17 protein-coding genes and 3 pseudogenes are annotated in these 19,090 nt (G+C 36.6%); 4 read left to right on the top strand and 16 right to left on the bottom strand.

Translation table 11 applies throughout. From position 1 onward, the window contains the following. Positions 1 to 50 precede the first annotated feature (50 nt). The 4 genes from M3210_RS13260 to M3210_RS13245 form a co-directional block, all read right to left on the bottom strand. Entirely contained in the window at positions 51 to 233 is a 183-nt protein-coding gene (locus M3210_RS13260; RefSeq protein ID WP_251515252.1) for a hypothetical protein, read from the bottom strand. 61 nt (positions 234 to 294) lie between these two features. Then, complete coding sequence (locus M3210_RS13255) at positions 295 to 777, bottom strand: HIT family protein (protein ID WP_251515249.1); 483 nt, start codon at positions 775 to 777, stop codon at positions 295 to 297. Between the two features lie 51 nt (positions 778 to 828). Next, positions 829 to 1,605: an SDR family NAD(P)-dependent oxidoreductase gene (locus M3210_RS13250; RefSeq protein WP_251515246.1), complete on the bottom strand. Its 777-nt coding sequence runs from the start codon at positions 1,603 to 1,605 to the stop codon at positions 829 to 831. 89 nt (positions 1,606 to 1,694) lie between these two features. Next, positions 1,695 to 2,171 (bottom strand): hypothetical protein, encoded by a 477-nt coding sequence (locus M3210_RS13245; RefSeq protein ID WP_251515243.1) that lies wholly within the window; start codon positions 2,169 to 2,171, stop codon positions 1,695 to 1,697. A gap of 432 nt (positions 2,172 to 2,603) precedes the next feature. Here M3210_RS13245 and M3210_RS13240 point away from each other — a divergent pair, with 432 nt between their 5' ends. Then, positions 2,604 to 3,410 carry an aldo/keto reductase gene (locus M3210_RS13240; RefSeq protein WP_251515240.1) on the top strand — a complete coding sequence of 269 codons (807 nt, stop codon included), beginning with the start codon at positions 2,604 to 2,606 and terminating at the stop codon, positions 3,408 to 3,410. 131 nt (positions 3,411 to 3,541) lie between these two features. Here M3210_RS13240 and M3210_RS13235 read toward each other — a convergent pair whose 3' ends face one another. From M3210_RS13235 to M3210_RS13220, 4 genes are all read right to left on the bottom strand, one after another. Beyond that, on the bottom strand, positions 3,542 to 4,069 hold the full coding sequence (locus M3210_RS13235) for a P-loop nucleotide/nucleoside kinase family protein (protein WP_251515237.1): 528 nt from the start codon (positions 4,067 to 4,069) through the stop codon (positions 3,542 to 3,544). A gap of 95 nt (positions 4,070 to 4,164) precedes the next feature. Next, complete coding sequence (locus tag M3210_RS13230) at positions 4,165 to 4,737, bottom strand: methyltransferase domain-containing protein (RefSeq protein ID WP_349774357.1); 573 nt, start codon at positions 4,735 to 4,737, stop codon at positions 4,165 to 4,167. Positions 4,738 to 4,746: 9 nt separating this feature from the next. Further along, a complete protein-coding gene (locus tag M3210_RS13225) occupies positions 4,747 to 4,965 on the bottom strand; it encodes a class I SAM-dependent methyltransferase (protein WP_251515231.1) in 219 nt (72 codons plus the stop codon). Positions 4,966 to 5,121: 156 nt separating this feature from the next. Then, complete coding sequence (locus tag M3210_RS13220; protein WP_251515228.1) at positions 5,122 to 5,277, bottom strand: PepSY domain-containing protein; 156 nt, start codon at positions 5,275 to 5,277, stop codon at positions 5,122 to 5,124. A gap of 376 nt (positions 5,278 to 5,653) precedes the next feature. Between M3210_RS13220 and M3210_RS13215 the strand changes: the two genes are divergently transcribed. Beyond that, positions 5,654 to 6,229 (top strand): PepSY domain-containing protein, encoded by a 576-nt coding sequence (locus M3210_RS13215; protein ID WP_251515225.1) that lies wholly within the window; start codon positions 5,654 to 5,656, stop codon positions 6,227 to 6,229. 105 nt (positions 6,230 to 6,334) lie between these two features. Here M3210_RS13215 and M3210_RS13210 read toward each other — a convergent pair whose 3' ends face one another. The 6 genes and pseudogenes from M3210_RS13210 to M3210_RS13185 form a co-directional block, all read right to left on the bottom strand. Beyond that, the gene (locus M3210_RS13210) at positions 6,335 to 6,556 is read right to left on the bottom strand and encodes a hypothetical protein (protein WP_251515222.1); all 222 of its coding nucleotides are present in this window, start codon (positions 6,554 to 6,556) and stop codon (positions 6,335 to 6,337) included. 314 nt (positions 6,557 to 6,870) lie between these two features. Continuing rightward, on the bottom strand, positions 6,871 to 7,284 hold the full coding sequence (locus M3210_RS13205) for a hypothetical protein (protein ID WP_251515220.1): 414 nt from the start codon (positions 7,282 to 7,284) through the stop codon (positions 6,871 to 6,873). Positions 7,285 to 7,926: 642 nt separating this feature from the next. Then, positions 7,927 to 8,571: pseudogene (locus M3210_RS13200) on the bottom strand (alpha/beta fold hydrolase); the annotation flags it as partial. 186 nt (positions 8,572 to 8,757) lie between these two features. Beyond that, complete coding sequence (locus tag M3210_RS13195) at positions 8,758 to 9,873, bottom strand: Ger(x)C family spore germination protein (RefSeq protein WP_251515214.1); 1,116 nt, start codon at positions 9,871 to 9,873, stop codon at positions 8,758 to 8,760. After that, a complete protein-coding gene (locus tag M3210_RS13190) occupies positions 9,854 to 10,963 on the bottom strand; it encodes a GerAB/ArcD/ProY family transporter (protein ID WP_251515211.1) in 1,110 nt (369 codons plus the stop codon). The genes M3210_RS13195 and M3210_RS13190 overlap by 20 nt, the downstream gene beginning before the upstream one ends. Continuing rightward, complete coding sequence (locus M3210_RS13185; protein ID WP_251515208.1) at positions 10,941 to 12,431, bottom strand: spore germination protein; 1,491 nt, start codon at positions 12,429 to 12,431, stop codon at positions 10,941 to 10,943. Before M3210_RS13185 ends, M3210_RS13190 begins: the two co-directional genes overlap by 23 nt. Positions 12,432 to 12,851: 420 nt before the next feature. Between M3210_RS13185 and M3210_RS13180 the strand changes: the two are divergent. Further along, positions 12,852 to 13,595: pseudogene (locus M3210_RS13180) on the top strand (SDR family NAD(P)-dependent oxidoreductase). A gap of 173 nt (positions 13,596 to 13,768) precedes the next feature. Here M3210_RS13180 and M3210_RS13175 read toward each other — a convergent pair. Then, positions 13,769 to 15,241 carry an aldehyde dehydrogenase family protein gene (locus M3210_RS13175; RefSeq protein ID WP_251515205.1) on the bottom strand — a complete coding sequence of 491 codons (1,473 nt, stop codon included), beginning with the start codon at positions 15,239 to 15,241 and terminating at the stop codon, positions 13,769 to 13,771. A gap of 208 nt (positions 15,242 to 15,449) precedes the next feature. On the opposite strand from M3210_RS13175, the gene M3210_RS13170 reads away from it, so the two are divergent. Beyond that, positions 15,450 to 17,711, top strand: coding sequence for an ATP-dependent DNA helicase (locus M3210_RS13170; RefSeq protein ID WP_251515202.1), 2,262 nt, complete (start codon positions 15,450 to 15,452; stop codon positions 17,709 to 17,711). A gap of 627 nt (positions 17,712 to 18,338) precedes the next feature. On the opposite strand, the pseudogene M3210_RS13160 reads toward M3210_RS13170, so the two are convergent. Further along, positions 18,339 to 18,719, bottom strand: a pseudogene (locus tag M3210_RS13160) (IS110 family transposase); the annotation flags it as partial. Positions 18,720 to 19,090: the final 371 nt, after the last annotated feature.

The raw sequence follows: 19,090 nt of genomic DNA, 5'->3' as shown, positions 1-19,090 counted from the left end.
ATTTTCTTGATACTAAAAAGAGTGGCACTCCACATACAACAACATTGAAATTATTTATTCTTCTTTATTTTACTTTCTGCCTTACTGTTATTTTCATTGACTTTAAACTTTACGATTTCACTAACTAATTCATAAGGAATCGGGTTTCCAATCGGAAATTGTACTGCACCTTTCGAAGTCTTATATCCAGATAATTCCTGTTTAAAAGTAGTGATTCCATTCGGAGTTGACAAACCTTCCCTTTCGTTGATTAAGAAGGATCTTCTATGACATCCTAACTGAAGAATAAGTAAACTATTTATGTAGGTGGTTTTCTATCCACGTCCTCAGCTTTTTAGCATACATTATTCGTTTATCAGGATTGGTTTGAATTCCTTTTGTCAGATAGAATAGATCTTTCTTGTATCTAGGATAAACGTGGAGATGATAGTGCCAAACATCTTGGCTACCGGCTGGTTCATTATGCTGACGAGTAGTAATACCATCACAACTATATGTATCTTTCATTGCGAAAGCTGTAAGTTGTGCGGCTCGATGAATTTCAGCTGCATATTCTGGTGGGAGTTCATAAATATTTTCGAAATGCTGATTAGGAACAACGAGAACGTGTCCTTTATTGTTCGGCCACCATTTACTAGCTACAAAAGCTGTTACATAATCATTTTGGAATATCACATCATTTTGTTTTGTTCCTTTACCTGGTACATCTAAACCCATAGTAACTTGGCAAAATGGACATACATATCCTTTTGGCATATGGGATATTGTTTTCATCATTTTTCTCCAACCCCTACATATCTCCTGAAAATTAAAGTCCTATCCATCAGCTCAATGAATAAAACTCACTCCACCATCTACGATTAAATTCTGCCCTGTGATATAACTGGCTTCTTCAGACAATAACCAAATAACGGCTGCCGCAACTTCTTCAGGTTCGCCTATTCTTCCAGTCGCATTGGAATTACTGTATTTTCCTTCTAATACCTTTGCTTGTTCCATTGTTAAATCTTTTAACTTACTTTCAATCATTGGTGTCCTAATTACACCAGGTGTCACCGTATTTACTCGTATCCCGTAGGATCCATACTCTTGAGCAACAGCTCTTGTTAAAGCAATCACTCCACTTTTCCCGGCCGCGTATGCAGTTGTACCTGCTGAGCAGATAAGTGCATCTAATGAAGAAGTGTTCACTATCGATCCTCCACCAGTTTTAAGCATCTCTTGAATTTCGTATTTCAGGCATAGCCAAACCCCTTTGATTGTAACTCCCATCATCTTATCAAAATCATCTTCGCTATACTCATGTGTAAGAGCTGGTTTTCCTTCGGCATTTCCCGCATTATTGAATGCAAAATCTAAATGACCAAACGTCGATACAGTCTTTCTCACCATATTTCTAACATCATTAGAATTACTGATATCAGCTGATAGATACATAACTTCAGAGTGAATTTCCTTTAATTTTTGTAATGCTTTTTCACCCTTTTCCGCATTTCTTCCAACTATAGCAACCTTGGCCCCTTCTTTCATTAAGCTTTCAGCAACAGAATATCCAATGCCCGAAGTACCACCGGTAATCAATGCTACCTTATTATAAAATTTCATTGTATTACCCCTTTTAATATGTACTTGTTTAATATTACGAATTTCACTAAATTAAAGCGCGCGTTAGAAGTATTCAGTTTGAAATGGTTTTATTCTACTTCAACTTTATAGAGGGAATAAACACACCCTATCCATTCATTCTTATCAAACCACTGTGCTACAACTAAATATATTCCATCATCATTAAAAGACTGGAATTCATTAGTTTCTATCGAAATGCTATAACCTGCACTACTGTCACCTTTTTCAATTTCCGCGATATATCCATACATATCCGCTTCTGGACCTTCATGGGTTATTTGAAAAATGGTATCCTCTTTTATATAATTAATGGATAACGAATTTAGAGTGTAATCATCCATATCATTTAAACTAAAACTACGATCATCATTCGTACAATTACCCCAACACACTACACCCGTAATTTGATCTATGTCATTTTGATTTTCTTTTTGCTCCACACTTAAAGTTGGTGGAACATCTAAAATATCTATAACATTCTCTTCTTCACTATATATAATTAGAATAAACCCCAGAAATATAGCTATGTATAAAACTTTCCTCATCATTCCCCCCCCTAGATTATTAATCTATCTAGCCACAGTAAGTCACTCCTTTTTACATTCAACAAATTAGGGCATATATCCTTCTTTACTATGCTCCTCTTATTGTAATAACGCTTGATAATCTCCTTGTATTCTGATTTTCCAGAAATAGCTAATTAAAGTTTCACTTTGTGGAACTAGATCGATTAATTTTGATAAGCAATTTAAATTACTCTACACTATAAAGTGAAGCCTTGACGCACATATTTCACATAAATTACCAATATATGCCATAATTAATTAAAGAGAGAGCACTTTAAATCCATGCAGAGAACATATCCGTAAAGATCTCCTAACGATAGACTGTAGGTTGATTCTCGGTGTTAATTTAAAATACCTTTTAAATCCCCATAATAAAGGGTATCGTAAGAAAAAAGCATAGGAGGAATTAGGATGAAAAATATTAAATTGAACAATAACGTGGAAATTCCAATTGTCGGCAGTGGTACAAATACATTCGGTAAAGAGGGTAACCAATACACAGGTGCCTTAAGAGGAGACACTCAAGAGATTGACTGGGCCATTGAAAATGGCTATCGTCATTTTGACTCTGCTCAAATTTATAATAATGAAGAAGTTCTTGGAGAAGGATTAAAAAAATCCAACCTGCCACGTGAAGAATTTTTTATCACGACGAAGTTAAATACATATGAAGGATTCAGTGGTGCAGACTGGGCCCATGCTGAAATTGAAAAAAGCTTAGAGAAATTACAAACAGATTATATTGATTTATTCCTTATCCACTTCCCATGGGATAATCAGGAAGAAATCATAGAAGCTTGGAATATTTTAGAGGAGTACTATAACCGCGGTGTGTTCAAATCAATCGGGGTTTCCAACTTTCAAAAAGAACATCTTGATTTAATTCTTGAAAACGGCAAAATTAAACCCGCTGTTAACCAAATTGAATCACACGTTGGTAAATGGAATGAAGAATTAACTGCTTATAATAAAAAGCATGATATCGCAACGGTAGCATGGTCTCCATTAGGCGGGATCAACGAAAATGCTAAGCAGGTTCTTGAAGAAATTGGTAAGCCGTACGGAAAGACATATGCTCAAGTTGTATTACGTTACCTAATTGAGCGTGATGTCATCGTCATTCCTAAGTCACATCATAAAGAGCGTCAAGCACAAGGTATAAATATTTTTGACTTTGAACTAACAGCAGACGATCGTGAACGTATTGCTGCTCTTTAATTAAGGAAAAATTAAAGCATTTCATTTTGGAGGAATCTTCTAAAGTGAAATGCTTTTTATATTCAATAATTCGCAACCTTCCTTCTGTTAGTTGAAGTTAAAATAAGTCTAAATGGTTATTATTTGATAGTCTAATTTTCAATTACAAGTTCCCCTTCACCTTTTGGTGTTTCAAAACTAGTAAGAAAAGAAGTTAAGATTTCTTCTGTAATAGGAAACGCATTAGCATCAAACCGGTTATTTCTTATCTTAAGCCGATCACGCAAATCATCAGGATGAACTTTCAAATAAATAAGTTTCCATTTACCCCCGTTCTTTTCAATAACTTGTTTATACTGGTCTCTGCTTTCACGATTCCAAAAACTGAAGTCAATTACAACATGTCGTTTATCGTGAATCAGCTTGATTAAACGATTGCGCAATTTGCTTTCCGCCTCTTTCTTGAATTCCTCAATCTTTTCAATGGGATAATCAATCCCATAACGACCATTCGTAGCCCATATCTCTTCATCAATAGAAAGACGTACAAAACCTGCTTTTTCTAATTGTTGTGAGAATGTAGTTTTCCCAGAACCAGCCACACCACACATCATTACAACTAAAGGGGTAAAATCATCTCGCTCACGATAAATTAAGTCAAAATTAAACTTTTCAAACATCTGGGTAATCCCCCTTTTTTTGAAATAATTTCATCCTGAATAGCTCAGAACTCGCCCTTACTTTTATATACTATAATGATGGTTTAGTGGTGGATTTACTTTGCTTTGCCAATATACATAATATGTTCTGCCATACTAAGTAAATCTTCCCGTTCACATACCTGCTCTGCCAGATCTAACCAAGCATTTATCACTTCTGGTTTCTGTTGAAGTAATTCTGGTTCACGAAGGTATAAGAAACTTTCACTATTTAGTAAATGAAGTTTATCAAGATTAAACCGTTCGAAAAACGGAAGTACGTTTTTAGGAGATATATAAAAGTTATCTGAGAATCCTTTTCCAGCAAAGTCTTTTCCGTCCACCATTTTATTCAGCTCTACTCTTCTATCGCTATCTAAAATAAATTCTGGGTTACGTATTAGATAATCCCACACAAATGAATAAGAAGAAATAAAAGCTACGAAAAGTATCCCATGAGACTTTAGTTTTTTTAGACATTCTGTTACGATTTTAGCCCTATCATCCTCATTTTTAAGATGGTACATCGGTCCCATACATAGAACGTGGTTGAATTGATTATCTTTAATAGATGTTAAGTCACGTGCATCTACTTGTAATCCATGAAGAGCAAGACCTTGTTCTTTTGCCTTATTCAAGGCAAATTCCACATTTTTTTCCTATAGATCAGCCAACGTTACAGCACAACCAAGTTCAGCGAGGTATAAAGAATACCTGCCAGGTCCGCCACCAAGATCCAGCACTTTGTCCCCTGGCTTTATATATCGGTTCAAATATCGTTTGGTAAGTTCGAATTCGACTTTGTGGCGCTCAAGCCGTTCCCATTCATAGTCTACTGTTTCATCATAAAACTTTTTCACAATTTCTATGTTCTCCATACTTAATCCCCTTTCTTTAATGTTCAATAGGAAAAACTCCCACCCATAAGAAATAATCCTCGAGGACGAGAGTTTTAATCTGTATTAATCATAATCATCTTCTTGATCGACTTTTAAGATTCTTCCTGTTTTTGCAAGAATCTCCACTTCAAATATTCAGTTATCCGGAGTTAAGATAATAACTTCATAAACTAAAACGCCATTCTCTAAATCCATATCTACGTGCTGAATTGTTCCAGGTACCCTTTTTAGGGCGATTTCTTGGGCTTGCTGCATTGGTTGAGGCGAATTACTATAATAACCTTCATACATTTGCAATTTTCCTCCGTTCAGAAAGGTCCACTCATATATTTATATGTATTAGGCAAATTGTCTGTGCCCACATAAAGAAATCTTTTTCCAGCAACCTGCCACTATACTTCTACAAAAATGGTGGAATCTCCTTCTTGAAGAATCGAATCCTTTAACGGAAAAACCTGTACTTTCTAGTTAGTTATTCAACTTGTGAAGCTCAGGTTCGTGATGATAATCTTTTATTCTTCTATTGGCAATGTACGGGGGCGGAGTCATAAAAAATCAAGAGGTAACCTGATTCTATTTTATTTCTAATCAAATTCTAATCTTAATCTCAGCTTGTTCTAAATTGAACTGGTTATAGTAGAAGTAGAAGTTCAAAGGAGGAAGTAAAATGAAAAAGATATTAGTAACCGGAATCGTAACGGCTGGAATTTTATTAGGTGGGGCATCTATCATAGGGGCATCTACCAACGACAGTAATGAGGCCAATATGGAAGATAAAGCTGTTCAAGCAGAAAGTGTAGCAAAAACGGCAAATGTTTCAGAAGAAAAAAACTTGCTTTCAAGTGATAAGATAAAAGAAATTGCGCTATCGGAACAAGATGGTCATATTGATGATATCGAATTGGAAAGTGAAGACGGATTTGTCTATTATGAAGTTGATATTGAAAATGGAGAAGCGGAATATGACATCTATATCGAAGCCTATACTGGAGAAGTTTTAAAAGTAGAAGCGGATGATAATGATGATGATAAAGAAAACGAAACGATGAAGAACATCATCTCTGCTGCCGAAGCGAAGAAAATCGCTATCGATCAAGTTGGCGGCAAGGTAGTGGAATTTGATTTGGATGAAGACGACAATCGTTATGAATACGAAATCGAACTTGAAACAAACCGCGGTGAAGTGGAAATGACGATTGACGCCTTGACAGGTGAAATATTGGAAGTCGACTTTGAAGATTAAATGCAAGGAATAAAGTCATGTTTATGTTAGTACTTCACGTGAAAAAGGACTGCAAAATGCAGTCCTTTTTTATACCTTTTCAAGTAAAGCAGTTTTTTCGAACAATTAAACTTTAGATCTTTCCCTACTATAATCAGCCTGCTGATTACCCTGGCTTCTTTTATAGATGCTTGAACCGGATTCATAGTACTCGCGCCACTTTTTATTTTCTTCCTCGAGTTTTTTATTTTCATTCAACAAATTATCAAATTCCTCCATAAGTGCACGGTTCATCTCAGAAGCCTTTTTAATCGCTTCTTTCATTTTTTGCCGGTCTGAATCATTCATGGGACCCCTCCTTCTCAAAATAAGTTGTTTATTATATCTCTGAACAATGATATCCTTCGTTTTCTATTAGCTAAAACAAATTTTGTTATCTTAATATTTCAACAGAGAATGAATAAATCCTTCTTCTTTACAACTTTTTTAATTTCATTTTTTCACAAATTGTAACTCCATTTAATGAGGCTATTGCTGAACAAAGTCTCACTGCCACAATGTATAGCTTCAACGAAACAGGGGGTCTCCTTCTTTAAAGATCGAGTGATTATCTTGTCCTATCTACCTTTTCAGATTCCTAAAGGAAGCGATTTATAAATACTTTAATTAACCTTGTCTGATACATACCCTTGATATGTATATTCCGGCTCCCAATCTATAATTTCAAGGTGGTAAGTTCCTGGCTTCATGTTGGTGAATTCAATCGTTCCAAAGTTATCGTCTTGAAAGGACTCATACGGAGTACAATCACCTGTAGACGCATTGCAGAGCCTTCCATCTAGAGGAAGAAAATCGCTGGCATAATAAATGCTCTCACCTGTTGCTTTATTCACTTTCCATAGATCTTCCAAATTTATTTGCATATCTTTTTCCGTACCAGTTATTTTCATCGTCATATTCCATCTACTATCTTCTTCCGTAGCAAACCAGGTTGACTGATTATCTGCACTAGCTTGGGTTGAAAAACCAAAAATCAAAAGAAAGCCAACTAATAAAAGAAAAATAGACTTTTTCACTCTTATCTCTCCTTCTCTTGGTCTTTTTGAAGATGTAAATAATGTTAATTGCAAGTGGATATGAAACTTAACGGCAAGGAGCAAATAGAAGAATTTTAAGAGCTAAGCTTGTATAAATTTCACCTTAGCTCCTCCCCTCATTTTCTTTATACTATCTAAGTATAACAATGCGATATTAAATTCATATTGGTAAGTAATGATATCTTGTTAACAAATTATGACGAAAAACGATATAGGTGATTATTGTAATAACCACCTTAATCATGACATTTAGTGGTGTTTATAAGTGGTTATCGAGGGTGTCTAGTGTTTCTTCCTTAATATGATTGTAATATTTTCCATTGAAAAAGCGATAATCCTCTTTGAACTATCGCCAACTGTTTATTTAAAATATCTTACGGAATGTAATCAGATATAACAGATACAAATAGAAAACGATAACGATTGCAGAAGCGATTATTTGGTTTGTGGCAAATGGAACAACCATCATTAAATCAACGATAATCCAATAAAACCCAATATAGCTAGTATTCCGTAAAACCATTTCCGAAACAAAATCATCACCCCCTGTTTATTTCTATGCAGAACTTACCCCTTTAGTTTAATTTATAATAAAGGTGCAATTCCTATATGAATGTTACTTTAAGTTTCTTTATTTACGATCTCCAAAATGGATTGAATGACCATATCTGGTCTATCCGTATGTATAGAATGGCTGGCATTTTTTACGAATACAATTTTACTCATGTTGGAAAGTTTGGCCTGCCTCTTAACGAGTTCTTTCCACTTCGCTTCAAAAATGCCTATTTCCTCTTTTGATAGGCCGCTCTGTGTTCCTACTTGAATGCAATACTCCATATCTCTTCCTAAAACAATTAGCGGAACATGAATAGTATTTCTTATCGTTTTAATCATCTCAGCATCTTTTTTCCAATTGCTTATTTCAGAATACATCGCTTTGTATAAAGAAGGTCTTATTTGAAAGTCTAATAACCTTTGTTTCATCTCGTTAGGTAAGGATTGTAGCTTTTCTGGGAGAGTAGGTTTTAAAATTTTCCTTAACTGCTCTTTTTCCATTAAAGAATACGTTTTACATTTCTCTAACCAAGCTTCATCCGTCTCATCTTCACCCAAATCCAACTCGTCCAATTTGTGTAGGTCTACGGAAGTTGAATCCACCAAAAATATTCCTGCAACTTTGTGAGGGTAAGTTTTAGCAAAATGTTGGACACACAACCCGCCATACGAATGACCAACCAATATAATTGGTTCAGTAATTTCAAGAACGGTAAGTAATTCGGATAATTCATCAACGACAGCCGTTTTATAATACCCTCAGTTTGAAAACAGTTAGAAATCATTAAAAGCCCAATTTACTAGTTGGGCTTTTTAAATAAATCTTTCATATATATCATAATCGGACCCCGCCAACACTAATAAATACACAAAAGAAAAGTTGAAAAATTCCAGTGATCACAAAGTGATTCCGCTACTTCTAACATTGACTTTTACCGTGGGATTCACAAGGATTTGCTCATAATAATTTTCTCCCTTTATTTCCTCCCATATAGATGGATGAAAGGCGATCATTTCTCTACCTAATCCAAGTATGTCACTTTGATTTTCCGCAAGTTTTTTGAAGAGAGCATCCGCTTTTTCAGTGAGAATCTTTGATAATTGTCTTTCTAAAAAGCTGATTCGACTCTGCTTATTTAAATGATCTGGAGGATAGTCAACAATCTCCACGTCCAATTCCAACAAAATGTCAGCATGTACCTTATCTTTTTTCTCCAGTTTAAGTTTTCTAGATACGCTTTTAACATTATAGCTGACGGATACATTAGCTTCTTTGTCTAACTGCTCTGTTAAGAGTGCCTGTTGAGATTTTGTTTCCATAAATAATAATAGCAAAGTACTTTCAGCAGGGGTAAGAAACTGTCCTGTAAAGCTTTGGTCATGAAAAAGAGCAACCCCATTTATTTTTACTTTATTATCCTCGTCCTTGCTCAAATAAGGTAGCATGAAGTCTTTTCCTTCATCAAACAAATAGGTGCGAATGGATCTCAGTGTAATATCCTGAATTTCCGAATTTATTTCACTGCTGTGAATCAATTCGTACAGGTATCCCCCTTTTTCGACTTCATTTTCGGACAAATGGGTAATAATCTCATTTGCACTGTTATCTGTCACAACAATTTTGGCGTTTAAATCCACCCTTGGATCCCGGTAAACAGCATCCAGCACATTATAAATATCACCTTTGGCGACGTCGATTCCTAAGATTAAAGCTCTTCCTTTTGCGGGATCGTAATTACCAGCTACGCTCCTGTCAATTGTCACGCTTGCCTCTTTTATTGAACTTCCATTTCCAGTTACCAGTTTATTCGATATAGAGATTTCCCCCCTGCTTGACTCACTAATATTCATATCTCTAATAATCGAAGTTATTTGATAATCACCATTTTCATTCAAGTCAAAACCTGATAAATACACCGTACGGGAATTCTTTAGAAGTCTTTCATCCCAGCACCCAGCTAGTAATGGAAGAATAAAGAAGAGCAAGACGAGCTTAGTTTTCCTTTTCCTCATCGGTTGATGCCGCCTCTCTTTTAAAAATAATGGTTATGAAAAGCAATAAGATAGGGATAATAACGCCGAAAATTAAACTAAAATGCTTTAACCATTTTTCAAGCAAGGTAACCTCCATATAATAAAATATTATCGAAACGATAAACACGAATGTTCCAGCTAACATCACAGCAAATTTATGTTTGATACGGATTAATTTACTTATTCCCATACTTGCTGAAAAGGAGTAGCTGATAATAGTAGCAAAAACTACCATACACCAGAAAGAAAGAAATATTAAATCTAATCGGCTTAACAATCTTATTTCTACTGCACTTAGTATGTATAGAACAGGTTCCCGAGTGATTTTCATTTCTTCCGGGCTAAGCATCATCGTACTTATCATTACAATATACATTAAAAAAGTGGTTACAAATAATATTGCGAAAAATGCCCCTTTCAGCGCCGAGATACTTTTGGACCGCTTCATAAAAGCAAAATAAATAAGTAACGTCTCATAGCCTATGAAAGATACAAAAGTATCCTTTGTACCTTTAAGAATATTCCATCCACCGCTGTGACCAATAGGGAAGAGATAGCGAACATCTATGGATGGATCATGATAGACAAAAAATGTAATAAGGAATAAAAGCGGGATAAACAAGAATAGAAAAGAAAATAAAGATATCACATTTTTTATCGTACAAATACTCCCATAAATAAGTAGAACGAATAATATCAAAAGTAAAATCCATCCTGGAGTCTCAGGGAGTATCCATCGTTTTAAAGTATCTGTATACACAATGAAGATATAACAAATGATAGTCAGCAGATAAATAATATATAAAAAGTTTACTACCGTTCCAAGCGTTTTCCCCACGATTACTTTAGAAAAATCAAATAAAGTAAGATTGGGGAACTTTCTGCATAGTAACCAGATAATCAGTACAATTAGTTGAATAAAAAATCCAGTAATTAAAATAGAAATCCATCCGTCACTGCCTGCTGTATGATGTGTTTGGTGAGGTAATGATAACAAGCCAACTCCTATCATCGTTTGCGCCAGCACATAAAATAAATTTACAGAACTAATACGGCCCTTCACTGTCATCTAGTTTCCACTTCCTTGATTGTTTTTCCTGCTTGAAATGAGGGGAATCTTTAGGCTGTTTATACATCATCCATGAAGGAATACGAATAATTGTGTCTTTAAAATCCTTTATGTTCAATGGAACAATAGGCGAAAAATATGGAAAACCGAATGAAGTAAGGCGGGACAAGTGAATTAACACACATAACACTCCAATTACAATTCCAAAAAACCCGAATATAGCTGCTATTAGCATTAAAGGAAATCCTAAGACACGAATCGAGCTGCTCATTTCTATATTTGGCTGAACAAAAGATGAGACGGATGTTAATGCAACAACTATAAGACCACCATAGGAGACAATTCCTGCCTCAACCATAGCGGTTCCTACAACTAGCCCGCCGACAATCCCAAAAGTCGTGGCTACGGAAGGTGGCAGTCGAATGGACGCTTCTCTAAGCAATTCAAAGGAAAGCTGCATAATCATCAACTCTATAAATGGCCGAAATGGTACGTAACTCAATGAAGACTGCATCGAATAAACAAGCTCCAAAGGAATGACTTCATAGTGGAATGAAACGAAAGCAATATATAATGCCGGTAGGATAAGTGCAATGATATAGCTGAATAGACGTATAAATCTAAAAAATGACCCTAACCACCAACGTGTAATATAGTCATCCGGCGTTTGAAAGAACGTCATAAATGTCGCTGGCAATATAATTACAGTAGGACTTCCATCTGTAATTAAAGCAACCCTCCCGTCCTTTAAATTTGCTGAAGCTTTATCTGGCCGTTCCGTCAGTAAAAGCTGAGGAAATGGAGTAAGTGTATGATCTTCAATGCAATCCTGAATATCTCCTTCTGATCGGATGGAATCAAGCGTAATACTTTTTATACGTTGTTCAACCTTTTTGATAATTTCCGGATTTGCCATATGTTCCAAATAAACTAGTGATACATTCGTTGTTGTTGAGGAACCCAAAGTATAATTTTTAACTGTGAAATCGGTTGATTTTGTTACAGCACGAAGTAAAAAAATGTTTTTGTCTAAGCTTTCAACAAAACCTACTTTTGCCCCTAGGATTGTTTTTTCTACAACAGGCTCTGAAACTTCTCTATGTGTTGATGCGTTTGTTTTCAACAGGAACCCTTCACTATTCCTGTCTTTTTTTATTAGCAGGCAATATCCGTCTAACAATCCGTTGGTGGCTGTTTTATTACTTTCGGCAGTGCTGATTTCCTGACTATATAGTTCATTTAATATATCGTTGTTTTCCATCTTCGTAAGCGGTTTAATTATCTTTGACTCAAGCTTTTCCTGATCAACTAATGAATTGATGTAAAGGATAATATAGGTTTGACCATTGCTATGTATTTCACGTTCTTTTAAATCGCTGGTATGATTTAATTGACTCTTAATATTTTCTAGGGAGATATTTGCCTGGTTTATCAAAGTTTTTTTGGATTTATTTCTTTTGAGTCGCATCCCCGCACCCCCTTTAACCGATACTTCTTGTTAGTAGTATGTGGAATTTGAATACAATTATGCAAATAGAAGTTGGAAGCTGTTTCAACAAGATGGCAAGGACATCAGTAGAACAAATTACTTGAACATTAACAACGTTCAACAGCCACATAATATTCCAGAATTGGTCTAGTAATCAGGTTTTGAAGGCTAGCTTGGGCTCTTTAAAACTAAACGTTCATGATTAAATTAACCCTTCTCCCTTAAGCATTCATTTCAACCAAGCATAAAACTAGCATGTAATTTTTTCTGATGATGTAGTATACTTAAAACAGATACCCTTAATTACAAATACCTTAAATGATAGTATAAATCGTGGGATAGATGATTAAAATTTTTCAATTTAAGATTTGACATTCTATTTAACGGGAGGTAAGCATCATGGGAAAACCAGATGGTAAAGTAGCAATTATTACTGGTGCAGCACAAGGGATGGGGGCTATGCATGCTCGTAAATTTATAGAAGAAGGCGCAAAGGTGGCAATTACAGACCTTAACTTGGAAGGTGGACAAAAGCTAGCAGATGAGTTAGGTGAAAACGCAATCGCCCTTCAACTCGGTGTAGCTAATGAGGAGAACTGGGTAAACGTCGTAGAAAAAACGAAAGAAGCGTTTGATCCGATAAACGTGCTAGTAAACAATGCTGGAATTGGTATCTTCAAACCATTAGAAGAACTAACTGTAAAAAACTTTGAATTAACCTTTAAAGTGGACGAGCTTGGCGTGTTATTATGAATGCAAAAAGTACTCCCTTCCATGAAAAAAGCTGGTGTCGGTTCCATTGTTAATATTTCATCCGTAGATGTCTTGGTAAGTGCTCCAACTGCTATTGCTTACAGCGCATCCAAACACGCTGTAACTGGAATGACAAAAGGTGCGGCTGCGGAGCTTGGCCAACATAACATCGAAGTGAACTCCGTACACCCTGGAATTATCAAAACACCAATGGCAGATCAACCAGATGTGGAAGAATATTTGAAGCAACTAGAACAAGATATTCCATTAAGAAGAAGAGCAGAAGTAGAAGAAGTATCTAACCTAGTTGTCTATCTTGCTTCCGATGATTCTAGCTACTCAACTGGTGCTCAATTTGTTGTATATGGCGGAATGATTTCTGACCTTTAATAGATACCAAAAGACCCAACGGGGTCTTTTAGTTTGTTATATTCTTGTATCATAATGAAATAAGGCTTTATAAAAAGCATTCATGATTCCTTATACGGTAAAAACGCAGAGGGTTTGAGCTACCCTCTGCATTTTAATGTTCTCAATACTGGTTCTTCACTCTTTCATTATTTTTATTCGAGATAATTCGTATGGAAAGGACTTTCTCTCTCTTCAGTTTGGACAGAAACCCATTGGACGGTAGTAAACTCTTCTAGTGACCATTTCCCTCCAAAGCGGCCAAGTCCAGAATCCTTCTCCCCTCCAAAAGCGATCAACGGTTCATCGTTCACACTTTGATCATTCACATGAACCATGCCGGAAGTAATCTGTTTAGCCGCTTCTACCCCTCTTTCTGGGGAACCCGAATGAACCGCCCCACTCAATCCAAATGGGGTATCATTTGCAATACGGATTGCTTCTTCATCACTTTCTGCGGAGATAATAGTAGCAACCGGACCAAACATTTCGTTTTGAGCTGTCGCCACATCATTTGTACCTGTTAATATATAAGGATGCATGACATTGCCTTCTACTTTTCCTTCCAGCACAACTTTAGCTCCTTGTTTCTTAGCCGTTTCAATTTGTTCCAATATCCGATCAATTGCTTTCCGATTTATCAATGGTCCGATTAGATTATCCTTGTCGCTTGGGTCTCCCACTTTTATTTTCTTCGTCTTTTCCACAAATCTCTCCATAAATTCTTCATATAAATCTTTATGAACGATGATTCGATTAATAGCCATACATATTTGTCCATTATGCATAAATTTACCGAACAATGCGGAATTCACCGCACTTTCCACTTTTGCATCACCAAGCACTACAAGCGGGTTGTTCCCTCCCAGCTCAAGTGCAGCTTTTTTAATATTTCTTCCACATATTTCACCAATATGCCGTCCCGCTGGTGTGGACCCTGTAAATGAAATTAACCGCGGAATAGGGTGTTCTACAAATGCATCGCCGATTTCTTCTAATTTTGGAACAACAACATTAAAAACTCCTTTTGGCAATCCCGCCTCTTCAAATACTTTTGCAAGTAATATTCCTCCGGTTACTGCTGTTTGCTCATCTGGTTTCAGTACGACCCCATTACCGACAGCCAGTGCCGGTGCTACTGACCGCATCGCAAGATACATCGGAAAGTTGAATGGCCCAATTACTCCAACTACCCCTAGCGGCTTGCGGTATATTCTATTTTCCTTTCCTGGAACAAGGGAAGGAACAATTTCTCCATTCATTCTAAGTGGAAAAGAAGCTGCTTCCCTCGTAATCGCAATAACAAAGTCAATTTCAACGTTAGCCTTCAGATGGGATGAACCGCCTTCCCTAATTAAATGTTCAACAAATTCTTCTCTTCTTGATTCAATAATCTGCACTGCTTTTTCCATAATAGAAGAGCGTTCGAATGGATTGTATTTTAACCATTCCTCTTTGGCTTGTTCAGCAGATTGATAAGCTTCATCTACATCTTCTTTACTTGCCGTTTTTATTTTCTGCAGCACTTCATCATTATAGGGATTTTTTACTTCATAAATGGTTTTGCCTGTCCCATCACGCCATTGGCCAGATATATAATTTTTGTTCAGTCCTTCGTATGGTTTCATATGATTACTCCTTTCCAATTATACGGATTAGCTCAATCTTTCCTTACTATAAGTTTTACTCATTCGTACTTTTTATACCCTTTGGAGTCGCTAATCAAAAGTCCATATCAAATGAATCTAGTAAGAAAATATCTCATCATTAAAATAGAGGTCCAAACCTACTCAATCTCTGTTAAACTGAAACTAATGAATAATATTAGGTGATCAAATGACAAACGTAGTGAAAATTTCAGTTAGAAATTTAGTGGAATACGTGTATCGGAGTGGCAGTATTGAGTCTGGCTTTCGTACTGCAGCAACAATGACGGAAGGAACTCGAATCCATCAATTAATCCAAAAAGGCTACCGGGAACACGACGAAAAGGAAGTTTTTGTAGAAGCAGAAATCCCTTACGAGGACTTCGTTGTTCGAGTGGATGGTCGTTGCGATGGATTGCTTAAAGATGGAGATTCCATAACCATTGATGAAATAAAATCCACTGTACACTCCTTGGATGACGTTCACGAGGATTCCCATCCTGTACACTGGGCACAGGCTATTTTTTATGGTTACATTTATGCTGGAGATCATAATTTATCTGAGGTGACGATTCAACTTACGTATGTCCAAGTAAAAACACTCGAACAGAAACAGTTCCGTCGAGTGATGACGTATGAGGAAATGGAATCTTTCGTTGATAAAGTAATTGAGAAGTATGCTCACTTTTTAAAAGTGAAGATCAAGCATAAAAGAATGCGAGATAAGACAAGTAAAACACTGGAGTTTCCGTTTGAAACCTACCGCGCGGGCCAGAGGAAACTCGCAGGTTCCGTATATAAAACCATCGCTGATAAAAAAACATTGTTTGCGAGTGCCTCTACCGGAATTGGCAAAACAATTTCTACTATCTTCCCTGCAGTTAAAGCAATCGGCGAGGGCAAATTAGAGAAGATGTTTTATTTGACTGCAAAAACAATTACAAGAACAGCAGCAGAAGAGGCATTTCGTTTATTAATTGATCATGGCCTGGATATCCATGTATTGACGATAACAGCTAAAGATAAGATTTGTTTCCAGGAAGAAACGATTTGTACAAGTATAGATTGTCCTTTTGCAAATGGTTTTTATGACCGGATTAACGAGGCTATGATAGACATTTTGGAACAGGAACAGCTGATCGACCGGACGATTATCGAACAGTACGCTAGAAAGCATCGGGTTTGTCCGTTTGAATTTTCCATTGAATTGGCTTATGCCGTAGATGCCATCATTTGTGATTATAATTATATTTTTGATCCGAGGGTGTCGCTGAAGCGGTTGATGGAAGATCAGAAAAAGAAAACGGCCATCCTCGTAGATGAAGCGCACAACTTGGTGGATCGTGCGCGAGAAATGTATTCTGCAGAAATTCACAAGTCCGCATTTTTACAGTTAAAAAGAGAATTTAAAACCGGCTCCCTTGCCGCAGCTGCTAAAGCGATCAATGACCACTTATTAGAAGTGAAGAAATCGGAGGACTATTTACGTAAGGACTTGGATACGGAGCTCGTAGCGTTGTGCGAAACATTCATAACGGAAGCTGAAGCTGAGCTTGTCCAGAATGAGCATGAATTATTATTGGATACGTATTTTGCTGCCAAAAACTTTGTGAAAATTGCCGAGCTATACAATGAGCAATTTGTTATCTATATAGAAGTGCAAAAAAGTGAAGTGAGAATGAAACTATTTTGCCTGGATCCTTCCGAGCAAATTTTAAAAATTGGAAAAGGTTTTAGAGCACGAGTTTTCTTTTCAGCCACGTTACACCCGGCAGGTTATTATAAAGATTTACTTGGTGGACAACCGGATGATTATGTAGTCTCTATACCATCCCCTTTTGCAAGGGAAAATATAGAAGTAATCATTCAACCGCTTTCGACAAGGTATCGCGATCGAGAGATGACAATGGAGCCAATGGTACACTTCTTCAAAGAGGTGATGGATAGGAAACAGGGCAATTTCCTAATCTTCTTCCCTTCCTATCAATATATGAGAAATGCATATGAACAATTTACTGAACATTATCCTGACGTGTCTACAATCATTCAAGATATCGGAATGTCTGAAGCAGAAAGGGAAGACTTTTTGGCGGAATTTAACTCGGAACGTGACACAAGATTGGTCGGATTTGCGGTACTTGGAGGAATCTTCTCTGAAGGTGTGGACTTAAAAGGAGACAGATTAGAGGGTGTCATTGTAGTCGGAGTCGGTATGCCACAAATCGGTTTCGAAAGAGATATTATGAAGAATTACTTCCAATCGGTTGGAAAAAATGGCTTTGATTATGCTTACGTATATCCCGGAATGAATAAAGTACTGCAAGCAGGCGGGAGACTGATACGAACGGATTCTGACACTGGCGTCATCGCCTTGATTGATGATCGTTTTTTACAGAAGAAATACCAGGCTTTGTTACCTTTTGAATGGCAGCATTATACGATTGGCCTGTGAAGCTAGCCTCCCACTAGGATACAATATAACATTCAACTTATAAGTAACGGCTTTACTTGTGGTTGCAAAAAATAAATTACAGACAAAATTATATGGTATTTCACAAAGAAAAAGGATTAGTGAAAATTCATCTCTAAGCCTTTTTTCTATTTTCATTATTGCACTAAAGCACCCGTTCGTAGTACGATTTCGCCCGTATGATGGCATCATGTGCACTACGTTTTGGACGAAACCCAAAACTATTATCGGAGAATGTTGGTTCAAATATTGGTTGTAACACTTGGTTGATAGCTTGTTGAAGCATTCGGTCGATGACTGTAGGAACCCCCAGTTTTCTCTTTCCACCATCTGGTATGGGAATTTCAACCCGTTAAACGGGTTGTGGTTTGTACTTTCCTTGATGTAACTGGGTTAATAATTCCTCTTTATGTTCCCTCAAGTATGGAAGTAGCTGGTCGTACGTCATACCGTCCACCCCAGCTGCCCCCTTATTCCTGACTACTTGGAGGTAAGCTTGATTTAAGTTGGTCCTTGATAGGATTCTTTCAAACAGATTCGATACACCATTTTGATTGTTCTGTTCACCATGAAAGGCACTATGCACTTCGACATATCCTTCATGTTCCACATTACTTTGGCATCCTTCACATCATTTTTAGTTGGTGAATTATCGTCTAATTCCTTCGATTTCTTTACGTGAAGTGGGTTAACAGCCACAAACTTAATATCATTTTCTTTAAGAATGTGAGCTAAATTCAGCCAGTAATGACCAGTTGGTTCCATACCGACTATCACTTTATTCATGCCCTGTTCCTGTATAATAAAGGTAATCCATTTAATAAAATCTTGGAAACCATCTTTCGTGTTTTCAAAGTAACATGGCTTTCCATACTCAATTCCTCTAAAATCCTGTGCCCTAGCAACATGCTTGAACTTCGCAATATCGACACCTATAATTAGAGTTTGAGAAGTAATTTGTGCAATCTTTTTGTTTTGGTTATAATTCACTTGATTAGCCTCCTGGTTTATAAGTTTGTCCTATAAATGCCTGCAAGCTTTTGGACTCTCTTATTCTATCAGGAGGTTATTTTTTTACACAACCCGCATTTTAGTTCATTACAGGAATGCTGCCCCTATAGTACAATAACCTCTATCTAAATACTAACATAATATTCCAATAATAAAATCAGAACTTTAATCATAAGAAAAAGGCGACCTCATTAGGATCACCTTGTTTAACTATTGCACTCGTTCGTAATATAAGGTTAGCCAGAAATTACTGGTTGACCTTTTTTTATAAGGTTTTATTATTACGGTAGTCGGGGTAGAACGTCGCACCCGTGGGACTAGATCCCGTCAGCTAAACTGTTCACCCCCTA

Origin of the sequence: Oceanobacillus luteolus (assembly GCF_023715655.1) — a bacterium.
GTDB lineage: Bacteria > Bacillota > Bacilli > Bacillales > Amphibacillaceae > Oceanobacillus > Oceanobacillus luteolus.
The sequence above is the reverse complement of the archived record's forward strand: the minus strand, read 5'-3'. Positions and strand labels throughout refer to the sequence as shown.